Below are 12,044 nucleotides of genomic sequence, written 5' to 3'. Positions count from 1 at the left end.
ATAAGGTGGTATTCACGGATATCAAGGGGCGATAACGAAAAACGGCCCCGGAAGGGCCGTTTTGGATGCCGCTTGCTGCCTCATCAAGCTTTACGCATCATGCAGCACGCAAACGGCAACGGTGCGGTTGCCATGACCAGCCTAGCGGCGAGCCCGATAGATATAGGGCTGTGGATTGACCTGGGCCCCGTTTTTCAGCACTTCGTAGTGCACATGGGGACCTGTGGATCGGCCAGAGTTACCCACTTTGGCGATCACATCACCGGTACGCACAATTTCACCAGCCTCAACCACCAGCTCCAGGGCATGGCCATAGCGGGTAGTAATGCCGTTACCGTGGTTCAGCTCGACCATCTTGCCGTAGCCGGATTTCACCCCAGAGAAGGTCACCACACCGGAACCGGTTGCCACGATCGGGGTTCCTTCCTTGCCGGCAAAATCCACCCCCTTGTGCCAGGCCACACGGCCGGTAAAGGGATCGGAGCGGCGACCGAAGCGGCTGGACATCCAGCCCTTGGTCAACGGACGACCGGACAGCCAGGTCTGATCTTCAATCTGCTTGTCAGCCAGCAGGTCTTCGAGGATGTCCAGCTGACGTTCACGGCGCTCAAGGGTGGCGGCCATTTGGTCCACGGCTTCCATGAAGGAAGGCAGCTCATAGCTGGCGCCCTCATCCGCGGATTCCGGACCACCCAGCCCCGGCACAGTGCTGAAGTCGAATTCGTCACTGCCCACGTCAGCCACTTCCACCAGACGCTCACCGAGGGCATCCAGACGCACCAGGCGCGCCTGGGCCTGGGCCAGTTTGAGGGTCAGGGCGCGGAACTGCTCCTGGCTGAGTTGATCCAGGTCGGCCAGGGCCTTTTCCTGCTCATTAAGCTGATCAGCGAAACGCGCCGTCATTAAAGGTGTATATTCAGGCTGATCGCCGACATGATAAACCAGTTGGTAAGCGCCCACTCCGATCAGTGCCGGCAACAGCACAAAAACCGCCGCCAGCAGCCAGGGCCAGTGCCTGGGTACCGGAAGAGTGCGGGAATGGCCGCGCTTGCTGTTAATGACTATGATGTTCATATCGTTGAGTAACGCACAAGTTAGTTAAAGCTAACGCCAAATTTTTCAGCAACTTACGCCAGCTTTTTAAAATAATTTTTCATAGCTGGCAGGCTAGTCTATGAAAAACCCATGAGCAAGACAACTTCGCCCAAAGCCTTCAAGGCCCTGCTGAGCGGTAATCGCATCCTTGCAGAACTGGCCAAACAGGCACGTAAATCGCCCTCCGCGGAGGAACAGGACCCCCGGGATTGCCTGCCGCCGGCCCTGCGCGAGCGGGTCACCCTGGTTCGCGACCAGCACCGCTGGCTGGCGCTGGTGGAGACCAGTGCCACCGCCCAACTACTGCGTTTTCATCTCCCCCGATTACAACAGGCCCTGCCTGGGGAACAGGTGAAGATTGTGGTGGGTGGCAAGCGCCAGCCACTGGCGAAATCAACCGGATCTCAGCCACCAGGCGAGCAAAGCAATTACCAGGCCAAAGGCCCCACGCTGAGCAAGGAAAGTGCCGGGTACATTCAGGCCCTGGCAGAGGATATGGACGACGACGCCCTCAAGGCATCGTTATTGCGACTGGCCAGCCGCTGGGAATCGGAATAACAGGTACAGACAGAAAAGACAGGCCCGAAGGGTGCCAGCCGGCGGTGGGAGAACCACCGGCTGGCAACAGGGCTTCGACGTGGCTGGCCTTATTCGGCGGCAGCCAGCACCGGGCGCATGTAAGACACCGGTGCGTCAGTGGCATCCTCGAAGGTCACCACTTCGTAGGAATCCTCCTGACGGAGAATTTCCCGCAGCAACGCATTATTGAGGGCATGGCCGGACTTGTGGCCAATGAACTCGCCAATCAGGCTGTGCCCGAGCAGATACAGGTCGCCGATGGCATCCAGCATCTTGTGTTTGACGAACTCATCCTCATAGCGCAAGCCGTCTTCATTGAGGATACGGTATTCATCCACCACGATGGCGTTATCCACGCTGCCGCCCAGAGCCAGGTTCTGGCTGCGCAGAAACTCGATGTCGCGCATGAAGCCGAACGTCCGCGCCCGTGCCACTTCCTTCACGAACGAAGTCGTGGAGAAGTCGATACTGGACACCTGGTTTCGGTCTTCAAACACCGGGTGATCGAACTCGATGGAGAACGTCACCTTGAAGCCATCGAAGGGCACGAAAGTTGCCGTCTTGTCGCCCTCTCGCACCGTCACTTCCTTCTTGATGCGAATGAACTTCTTGGCCGCTTCCTGCTCCTTGATACCGGCAGATTGCAACAGGAAGACGAACGGACCGGCACTGCCATCCATGATCGGCATTTCCGGGGCAGACAGTTCCACAAAGGCATTATCAATGCCCAGGCCCGCCATGGCGGACAGGAAATGCTCCACGGTACCGACTTTGACGCCATCCTGAACCAGCGTTGACGACAGCGTGGTTTCACCCACGGCATCTGCCGCCGCCTTGATCTCGACCACCGGGTCCAGGTCCACACGCCGGAACACGATACCGGTATCCACCGGTGCCGGGCGAACGGTCATATAGACCTTTTCGCCGGTGTGCAGGCCCACGCCGGTGGCGCGGATCACGTTTTTCAGAGTACGTTGTCTGATCATCAGTCTGTCACACAGCTGCGGGTATCCTGAGGGATACCGCTTTCCTCAACACAAAATTAGGGCCGGATTATACTCCAACTCCCTGATTTTGCACCAATGCGGAGCCACCGTTAGTCGGCCTGGCGACGCAGGAAGGTCGGAATATCGATGAAATCCAGATCTTCCGCAGTGTTCACCGCCTGCTGGCCACGACCGCTGGCTGCCTGCTGGGCGGCGCGCTTGCGCTCCACAGCCGGGCGATCCAGGTCGCTGTAATCCACACGACCATCGGCGGCGACAGGGGTCTGACGCCCACGCACCACTTTTAGTTCCTGAGCGGCGGCGCCCAGACCAGTGGCCACCACGGTAACGCTGATATTGTCGCCCATATCCGGGTCGATGGCGGTGCCGATGATCACATTGGCATCTTCGCCGGCCAGCTCGCTGACGATTTCACCCACTTCGGAGAACTCGTCCAGAGCGATGGATTCGTTGGCGGTGATGTTGACCAGGATGCCACGAGCGCCGCGCAGATCCACGTCTTCCAGCAGCGGGCTGGAGATAGCAGCACGGGCCGCTTCGGCAGCGCGCTCTTCACCGCTGGCAGTACCGGACCCCATCATGGCAGTGCCCAGCTCGCTCATTACGGTACGCACGTCTGCGAAATCCACGTTGATCATGCCAGGGCGAACGATCAGATCGGCAATCCCTTTCACTGCGCCTTGCAGCACGTCGTTGGCAGCCTTGAAGGCATCCAGCAGGCTGGTGGAACCACCCAGTACGGACTGCAGCTTCTCGTTGGGAATGGTGATCAGGGAGTGAACGTGTTCTTTCAGCTCCTCGATGCCTTCCTGGGCAGAACGCATACGCTTCTTGCCTTCGAACGGGAACGGCTTGGTCACTACCGCCACGGTCAGGATACCCAGTTCCTTGGCGATCTCGGCCACCACCGGTGCAGCACCGGTACCAGTACCACCGCCCATACCGGCAGTCACAAATACCATATCGGCACCGTCCAGCAGCTCGGCGATGCGGTCACGGTCTTCCAGGGCAGACTGACGACCGATTTCAGGGTTGGCACCGGCACCCAGACCCTTGGTGACCTGGCTACCCAGCTGAATCACGGTCTTGGCCTGGGCATTGCGCAGCGCCTGGGCGTCGGTGTTGGCGCAGATGAAATCCACCCCTTCTACACCGGAACGCACCATGTGATCGACGGCGTTACCGCCACCGCCGCCAACGCCAACTACCTTGATTACTGCGCCATGAGGCACGCTGTCTTCCAATTTGAATTGCATGGTTAATCTCCCGTTTTCATCCCTGTTTACTACTTGTTTCACGTCGAAGTGTCCCGGTGGTGTTGCGCGGCCCGGAACCGCCGCTTGCGCCTATTGAACGCTGGATGCCTGATGCTCGACGCCTGACGCTTTGGCGGCTTTGCCGCCGGGTTTTAGCATCCGGCTTCGGGCGTCTGGCATCCGGCGCCCCTTAAAAATTACCCTTGAACCAACTTTTGAAACGCTCCAGCCAGTCCACCTGACCGCCACCGGCTTGGGCGCGGGGGCTGCCACCTTCCTTTTCCATGCGCTGGCCGTACAACAGCAGGCCTACGGCGGTGGAATAGATCGGGTTCTTGACCACATCGGTAAGCCCGGAAATCCCCTGCGGGGACCCCAGCCGCACAGGCATGTGGAAAATTTCTTCGGCCAAATCCACCGCCCCTTCGATCTTGGAGGACCCCCCGGTGAGCACGATGCCCCCGGGAATCAGGTCCTCATAACCGGAGCGACGAATCTCTGCCTGCACCAGGGTGAACAGCTCGTCGTAACGCGGCTCCACCACTTCCGCCAGATTCTGGCGGCTGAGGGTACGCGGCGGACGATCGCCCACGCTGGGCACCTTGATGGTTTCGTCTGCGCCCGCCAGCTGGGTCAGGGCGCAGGCATACTTGATCTTGATCTCGTCGGCATGCTGCTTGGGGGTGCGCAGGGCCATGGCGATATCGTTGGTCACCTGATCACCGGCAATCGGAATATTGGCGGTATGACGAATCGCCCCTTCGGTGAAGATGGCGATGTCCGTGGTGCCGCCACCGATATCCACGATGCATACCCCCAGCTCGCGCTCGTCTTCGGTGAGCACCGCATGGGCACTGGCCAGCTGCTCGAGGATGATGTCGTCCACTTCCAGGTTGCAGCGGCGCACACACTTCTCGATGTTCTGCGCAGCATTCACCGCGCAGGTGACCAGATGTACCTTGGCTTCCAGGCGCACGCCGCTCATGCCGATGGGCTCGCGGACGCCTTCCTGGTTGTCCACCACGTATTCCTGGGGCAGAACGTGCAGGGTCTTCTGGTCTGCCGGGATGGCTACGGCCTGGGCCGCATCAATCACCCGGTCGATATCTGCCTGGGCCACTTCCCGGTCACGAATCGCCACGATGCCGTGGGAATTCAGGCTGCGTACGTGGGAACCGGCAATGCCCGCATAAACGGTATGGATGTGGCAGCCCGCCATCAGCTCGGCCTCTTCCACAGCACGCTGAATGGAACGCACAGTGGCTTCGATATCCACTACCACGCCCTTCTTCATGCCCCGCGAGGGCTGCGAACCGATCCCCACAATCTCCATGGTGCCATCGGCAGATGTCTGCCCGACGATGGCCACCACCTTGGAGGTGCCAATGTCGAGTCCGACAATCATGTTTTCTGTTGCTGTTGCCATGTCACCCTTTCTCCTGTTGCTCGCCCCAGGTCACTGCCATGCCATCTGCGTAACGCAGATCCACGCTGGTCACCTGGCGACTGTCCGTGCTCAGTACACCCCGATAAAGCCGCACGAAACGGCGAAGTTTGGTGGTGTAGTGCTCACGGTCGACCACCAGTTGCATGTCGTTATCCAGCGTCAGTCGCGCGGTCAGCCGTGCGTTGACGTCCATGCTGCGAATGCCCAGATCCACACCCGCCAGCATCTTGCCCATGCTGTGATAGAAGCCCATGACTTCCTCCAGCCGTTGCTGCGGGCCGTTCAAATGCGGCAGGCCCGTCAGGTCGTATTGCTTCAATGCCTTGAACGGTTCGCCGCTGTCGGAAATCAGCACCGTCTCGTTCCATACGGCTACCGGGCGCCGTTCACTGACGGTCAACACCACGGTGTCGGGCCACTGGCGACGTACCGAAACGCCCTCTACCCAGCTCAGCCCCTGTGCCTGCTGGTAAATCTCGGCCAGCGGCACGGAAAAATAGTTTTCATCGCGAACCAGCGCCGCCAGGGCGGTCTGGATCTGCTGCTGACGGCGTACATCGGTGACGCCATCCACGCCCACCTTGCGGATGGGGTAGCCATCCAGGGCGGCGGGAAGATAAATCACGCCGACCAGCAGTACCATGGCGACACTGCCCACCAGCATCCACGGCACGGCAGCCGCCAGGCGTTCGCGCAGTGGCACCCCGGTCTGCTTCACCGGCTTGCGGCGGGCGCCCCGGGGCGTGGCGGCAGCCTTAGCCACCGTTTTTCTCCCCTGCAGCCTGCTCCAGTGCCAGCAACAGAATCTCTCCCACCAGCACCTCGAAATCCCGGCCGGTGGCCTTGGCGGCCATGGGCACCAGGGAGTGATCAGTCATGCCTGGCACGGTATTGATTTCCAGCAGCTGCCAGCGACCTTGCTCATCGCGCATCACATCGACCCGGCCCCAGCCGCGGCAACCGGCCACCCGGAAAGCGGTCAGAGCCAGCTGGCGAATGGCAGCCTCGTCCTCGTCACTCAGTCCGGCCGGGCACAGGTATTCGGTGCTGTCGGACTGGTACTTGGCTTCAAAGTCATAAAACGCATGGGGCGTCTTCAGGCGAATGGACGGCAGCGCCTCATCACCGAGCACCGCCACGGTGTACTCCGGGCCATTCACCCAGGCTTCTACCAGCACATCGGAATCGAACTTGCCCGCTTCCAGCAATGCCTGTGCCAGCTGCTCGGCGTTATCCGCCTTGGCCATACCAATGGAGGAGCCTTCATGGGCGGGCTTGATCATCAACGGAAAGCCCAGGTCAGTATCATTGCGACCCGCCACATAGAACGCAGGAGTCGGCAGACCGGCACCCTTCCACAATTGTTTGGTGCGGACCTTGTCCATGCCGATACCGGAAGCCATCACTGCAGAGCCGGTATAGGGGATGCCCAGATGCTCCAGCACGCCCTGAATCACACCGTCCTCGCCGCCGCGACCATGCAGCGCAATAAAGGCGGCATCAAACCCTTTTAGCGCATCCACGCTGGTCTCGGACGGATCCACCAGTTCTGCTATCACGCCCAGGCTGCGCAGCGCCTGATGCACTGCCGCCCCACTCTTCAGGGACACCGGGCGCTCGGCGGATTTACCACCGGCCAGCACCGCTACCCGGCCCACACTGGCCAGCTTTTGCTTCAGCAGCACCTTATCCACGCTTGGCTCCTTGTTCGGCCAGTTCTTTGGCAATGGCGCCCACGTTGCCGGCACCCTGGGTGACCAGCAGATCGCCATCCTGCAACTGGGTGGCGAGAATCTCCGCCAACTTGGCCGGATCATCCACGAAGACCGGCTCGACCTTGCCGCGCTTGCGAATGCTGCGGCACAGGGCGCGGGCATCAGCGCCCGGGATCGGATCTTCGCCGGCACCGTACACTTCCAGCATCAGCAGCACATCTACCCCGGAGAGCACTTCCACGAAGTCCTCATAAAGATCCTGGGTACGGGTGTAACGGTGGGGCTGGAACAGCATGGCCAGGCGACGGCCCGGCCAGCCGGCACGAATGGCATCGATGGTTACTGCCACTTCGCTGGGGTGGTGACCATAGTCATCCACCAGCGTCGCGCTGCCAGCCTCGAAGTGGTACTCGCCCTGCACATCAAAGCGGCGCCCCACCCCGGTAAAGTTGTTCAGGCCGCGAATGATGGCCTCGTCATCCGCCCCTTCATCCGCAGACACGGCAATGGCAGCCAGCGCATTCAGCACATTGTGCTTGCCAGGCATGTTGAGACTGATTTTCAGCGGCTCGCCTTCCTTGCGAATCACCCGGAAGGTGGTGGTCATGCCCTGCTGCTGGACGTCTTCGGCACGCAGATCGGCATCTTCGCTGAAGCCATAACGAATCACCTGACGATTAACCCTCGGCAGCAGCTTGCGCACCACCGGATCGTCGACACACATCACTGCCACCCCGTAGAACGGAAGGTTGTGCAGGAATTCGATAAAGGTGTTTTCCAGCTGGGCAAAATCACCGCCATAGGTGTGCATGTGATCCGCTTCGATATTGGTCACGATGGCACTCATCGGCTGCAGGTGCAGGAAGCTGGCATCGGACTCGTCCGCTTCCGCCACCAGATAACGGCTCTGGCCGAGACGGGCATTGGTGCCGGCGCTGTTCAGGCGGCCGCCAATCACGAAAGTCGGATCCATGCCCGCCTCCGCCATGATGGCTGCGGTCATGGAGGTGGTGGTGGTCTTGCCATGGGTGCCGGCGACCGCGATACCGTGTCGGAAACGCATCAGCTCCGCCAGCATCTGGGCACGGGGCACCACCGGAATACGACGCTCGTGAGCTTCCGCCACTTCCACATTTTCGGTATTCACCGCGGTGGAGGTCACCACCACATCCGCGCCATCAATGTTCTCGGCACGGTGACCGATTTCCACCCGCACCCCCAAGCTGCGCAGGCGCGCCACCACGGCGGATTCCTTGATGTCACTGCCGCTGATGGCATAGCCCTGATTCGCCAGCACTTCAGCAATGCCACACATGCCAACACCACCGATACCCACAAAATGGATACCGCGGATACGGCGCATCTCTGGCACGGTATGGATGTAATCGTTATCGGCCATTGGCCACCTCCTGACACAGGGTCGCTGCGCGCTCGGCGCTGTCAGCCACTGCCTGCTCACGGGCCCGTTGCGCCATTTGCGCCAGGGCACCGCGTTGTGCAACGGGTTTCAAGATGGCAGCCAGACTGGCTGCGCTCAGTTCCCGCTGGGGCAACAACAGGGCCGCACCCTTGTCGGACAACCAGCGGGCATTCAATGTCTGGTGATCATCCACCGCGGTTGGCAGCGGAATGAACAGGGCTGCCACACCGGCCGCCGCCACTTCCGCCACGGTCAACGCCCCGGCCCGGCAGATCACCAGATCCGCCCAGCTGTAGGCTTCCGCCATGTCATCAATAAATTCACTGACCTGGGCATTCACGCCCAGCGCGTCATAAATCGGCGCAGCTTCGCCGGTACGCCCTGCACCACACTGGTGACGGACCTGAATGTCATTACCCAGTACCGCCAGCATCAGTTCCGGCAGATCCTGATTGAGCACTAGGGCACCCTGGCTACCGCCTACGACCAAAATGCGCAGCCCACCCTGATGACGGGCATAACGGCCAGCGGGTTCGTCAATGGCGGCGATCTCGGCACGCACAGGATTACCCACCCAGCAGGCATCACGCTGACCGAAGGCACCATCGAAGCCTTCCAGGGTCACCGTGGCCATCTTCGACAGCAGGCGGTTGGTCAGCCCCGGCACCGCATTCTGCTCGTGCACCACCACCGGCACCCCACACAACCGTGCCGCCAGGCCACCGGGACCGCTGGCGAAGCCGCCAAAACCGACGGCGAGCACCGGCTGGTGCTGCCGAATCAGCTGACGTGCCTGCAGCACCGCACGCAGCAGGTTGAACGGCGCGGTAAGCTTGCGCTTGAGGCCGCCACCACGCAGACGGGACACCGCCAGCTCGGCAATGTTGTAACCATGACGCCGCACCAGCTTGCCTTCCATGCCGTGCTCGGCACCCAGCCAGAGAATGTCAAATCCGCGATCACGCAATTGATCGGCCACTGCCAACGCCGGGAAAACATGCCCGCCGGTACCCCCGGCCATGATCAGGACAGTGCTCATCGTGCAGCCCTCCCCCTGGCCTTGAGTTGTTCGGCCTCGGCGCCGGCGCGCAGGATCATGCCCACCATGGCGGCGGAAATCAGCAGGGAAGAACCGCCATAGCTGATAAAGGGCAGAGTCAGCCCCTTGGTGGGCAGCATGCCCATGTTCACGCCCAGGTTGATAAACGCCTGGGAGCAGAACACGAAGGCGCAGCCATACACCAGATAGGCGTGGTAGAGGAATCCGCGTTCTTCCAGGGAATGCCCCAGACGGAACACCCGCCAGCCCAGCAGGATAAAGCCGCTGATCAGGGCCAGATTGCCGAGCAGACCCAGTTCTTCAGCCATCACTGCATAGACGAAATCGGTATGGGCTTCCGGCAGGTAGAACAGCTTCTGCACGCTGTTGCCCAGCCCGACCCCGGTGAGATGACCGCGGCCAAAGGCGATCAGACTCTGGGTAAGCTGGTAACCGGCGCCAAACTGGTCCGCCCAGGGATCGGTAAACGTCATCAGGCGCGCCACCCGGTAGGGCTCAGCCACCGCCACCAGGGCACCCAGTACCACCGCCGCCAAGCCAATAAGCAAGAACCGCAGGGTCGGCACCCCGGACAGGAACAGCATGCCCATGGCAGTAATACCCAGCACTACCACCGCACCGAAATCCGGCTCCAGCAGCAACAACACCATCAACACCCCCAGCAACCCCAAAGGCAGCAGGAAGGCTTTCCACTCATTTTCCAGTGCCGCCTTGCGCTCGGCCACATAGCCGGCCAGGTAGAGCACAAAGCACAGCTTGACGATTTCCGACGCCTGAATGGTCAGGCCCGGCAACGCGATCCAGCGGGTAGAGCCATTCACACTGCGGCCCAGACCCGGAACAAACACCAGCACCAGCACCACCAGCGCGATGGGGAGCATGAAAAAGCGCAGCCGCTCCAGCAGCGCCAGCGGCACGGCGTAGTAAACGAAAGCCCCCACCCCCAGACCCAGCGCCAGGTAGATGCCATGACGCAGGGCGTAGTAGAAGGGGTCTCCGAGACGGGTTTCGGCAATCTGCAGACTGGCAGACGACACCATCACCAGCCCGGCCAGCGCCAGCCCGATGGCGGTCCACAGCAACGGCTTGTCGATACCCTTGCTATCCAGTTTCAGGATCATGCGCTCAGTCATGGCACACCTCCCGAACCTTCTGCATGAAGTCATCCCCGCGCTGGCCAAAGCCCTTGTACATATCGAAGGAGGCACAGGCCGGCGACAGCAGTACTGCATCACCTGGTTGCGCCAGCGCGAAGGCACGCTCTACCGCGGCCTGCATATCCGCCACCAGTTCACAGGGAGCGGCAGACATGCCCTGGGCCAACTGGGCGCGATCTTCCCCCATCAGCAGCCCGGCGCGCAGGTACTGCCGTGCCGGCTCTGCCAGCGGTGAGAAATCCTGGCCCTTGCCTTGCCCACCGGCAATCAGAATCACCTTGCCTTCGATGCTTTCACCGATACCGGTGAGCGCGGCCAGAGTGGCCCCCACATTGGTGGCCTTGGAATCGTTGAACCAGCGCACACCACCCTTGTCAGCCACCAGCTGACAACGATGTTCGAGACCGGTGAACGCCTTCACGGTGGCAAGCGCCTTGTCGCGATTGAGTGACAGGGCATCACTGATGGCCAGCACGGCGAGGATGTTCAGCGCATTGTGGTGACCAGTCAGCGCCAGTTCGTCCAGCGCCAACAGGCGCTCGCCACGACACAGAAGCACGCCGTTGTCGCTGTCCAGCCGGTAGTCCGCTTCCGGGTGTGCGCCGAAAGTGACCTGACGGGGAACGGATTCCGGCGGTCGGGTCGCCAGGTCGTCGCGGTTCCATACCGCCACCTGACAACCGTCATAAATGCGCTGTTTGGCCGCCAGGTAATCGGCAAAGCTGGCGTAACGGTCCAGATGATCCTGTGACACGTTGAGAATGGTCGCTACGTCCGCACTCAGGCTGTAGGTGGTTTCCAGCTGGAAGCTGGACAGCTCGAGTACATAAACACGGGCATCGTCATTGAGCAGATCCAGTGCCGGCACACCCAGATTGCCGCCAATACCCGGATTCATCCCGCAGGCATCAGCCACCTGGCCCAGCAAGGTGGTCACGGTACTCTTGGCATTGGAGCCGGTAATCCCCACCACCGGCTCGCTGGCAGCGCGGGCGAACAGCTCCACATCACCAATCACTTCCTTGCCTTCCACGATCTGTTCGGCAATGGCGGGGGTGGCCACGGCTACGCCGGGGCTGACGATCAGACGGCTGGCTTTTTTCATCCAGCCAGGCTTGAAGCTGCCGGTATGAATCTTCACTCCGGGGAACTCGGCCTGCAGGGCCTCAAGGCCAGCCGGCTCGGCACGGGTATCCAGCGCACGCACAGGCATCCCCTGATCCGTCAGGTAACGGATCACGGAACGCCCGGTGACACCCAGGCCAATAACCAGATCAAAGCCGTCTTTCGCCATGCTCGAGTCAGTTC

At 61.1% G+C, this 12,044-nt stretch carries 11 protein-coding genes; 1 reads left to right on the top strand and 10 read right to left on the bottom strand.

Going from position 1 to position 12,044, the window contains the following annotated elements; translation table 11 throughout:
• Positions 1-141 precede the first annotated feature (141 nt).
• Positions 142-1,074 carry a M23 family metallopeptidase gene (locus tag MWU49_RS15100; protein ID WP_246973903.1) on the bottom strand — a complete coding sequence of 311 codons (933 nt, stop codon included), beginning with the start codon at positions 1,072-1,074 and terminating at the stop codon, positions 142-144.
• A gap of 111 nt (positions 1,075-1,185) precedes the next feature.
• Between MWU49_RS15100 and MWU49_RS15095 the strand changes: the two genes are divergently transcribed.
• Positions 1,186-1,653: a hypothetical protein gene (locus MWU49_RS15095; RefSeq protein ID WP_246973901.1), complete on the top strand. Its 468-nt coding sequence runs from the start codon at positions 1,186-1,188 to the stop codon at positions 1,651-1,653.
• 89 nt (positions 1,654-1,742) lie between these two features.
• Here MWU49_RS15095 and lpxC read toward each other — a convergent pair whose 3' ends face one another.
• From lpxC to murD, 9 genes are all read right to left on the bottom strand, one after another.
• Positions 1,743-2,660 carry a UDP-3-O-acyl-N-acetylglucosamine deacetylase gene (gene lpxC, locus MWU49_RS15090; protein ID WP_035231559.1) on the bottom strand — a complete coding sequence of 306 codons (918 nt, stop codon included), beginning with the start codon at positions 2,658-2,660 and terminating at the stop codon, positions 1,743-1,745.
• Positions 2,661-2,770: 110 nt separating this feature from the next.
• Positions 2,771-3,937 carry a cell division protein FtsZ gene (gene ftsZ / locus MWU49_RS15085; RefSeq protein ID WP_246973899.1) on the bottom strand — a complete coding sequence of 389 codons (1,167 nt, stop codon included), beginning with the start codon at positions 3,935-3,937 and terminating at the stop codon, positions 2,771-2,773.
• Between the two features lie 190 nt (positions 3,938-4,127).
• Positions 4,128-5,363, bottom strand: coding sequence for a cell division protein FtsA (gene ftsA / locus MWU49_RS15080; protein ID WP_246973897.1), 1,236 nt, complete (start codon positions 5,361-5,363; stop codon positions 4,128-4,130).
• A gap of 1 nt (position 5,364) precedes the next feature.
• Complete coding sequence (locus tag MWU49_RS15075; RefSeq protein WP_246973894.1) at positions 5,365-6,147, bottom strand: cell division protein FtsQ/DivIB; 783 nt, start codon at positions 6,145-6,147, stop codon at positions 5,365-5,367.
• Positions 6,140-7,078 carry a D-alanine--D-alanine ligase gene (locus MWU49_RS15070; protein WP_246973892.1) on the bottom strand — a complete coding sequence of 313 codons (939 nt, stop codon included), beginning with the start codon at positions 7,076-7,078 and terminating at the stop codon, positions 6,140-6,142. The genes MWU49_RS15075 and MWU49_RS15070 overlap by 8 nt, the downstream gene beginning before the upstream one ends.
• A complete protein-coding gene (murC, locus tag MWU49_RS15065; protein ID WP_246973890.1) occupies positions 7,071-8,498 on the bottom strand; it encodes a UDP-N-acetylmuramate--L-alanine ligase in 1,428 nt (475 codons plus the stop codon). Before murC ends, MWU49_RS15070 begins: the two co-directional genes overlap by 8 nt.
• Positions 8,488-9,558 (bottom strand): undecaprenyldiphospho-muramoylpentapeptide beta-N-acetylglucosaminyltransferase, encoded by a 1,071-nt coding sequence (murG, locus tag MWU49_RS15060; protein WP_246973887.1) that lies wholly within the window; start codon positions 9,556-9,558, stop codon positions 8,488-8,490. The genes murC and murG overlap by 11 nt, the downstream gene beginning before the upstream one ends.
• Positions 9,555-10,712: a putative lipid II flippase FtsW gene (gene ftsW, locus MWU49_RS15055; protein ID WP_246973883.1), complete on the bottom strand. Its 1,158-nt coding sequence runs from the start codon at positions 10,710-10,712 to the stop codon at positions 9,555-9,557. The genes murG and ftsW overlap by 4 nt, the downstream gene beginning before the upstream one ends.
• A complete protein-coding gene (murD, locus tag MWU49_RS15050; protein ID WP_246973882.1) occupies positions 10,705-12,030 on the bottom strand; it encodes a UDP-N-acetylmuramoyl-L-alanine--D-glutamate ligase in 1,326 nt (441 codons plus the stop codon). The genes ftsW and murD overlap by 8 nt, the downstream gene beginning before the upstream one ends.
• Positions 12,031-12,044 lie beyond the last annotated feature (14 nt).

It is taken from the genome of Alcanivorax sp. S6407 (genome assembly GCF_023016115.1).
GTDB lineage: Bacteria > Pseudomonadota > Gammaproteobacteria > Pseudomonadales > Alcanivoracaceae > Alcanivorax.
Note: the sequence above shows the minus strand (reverse complement) of the source record. Positions and strands in the feature narration are given on the sequence as shown.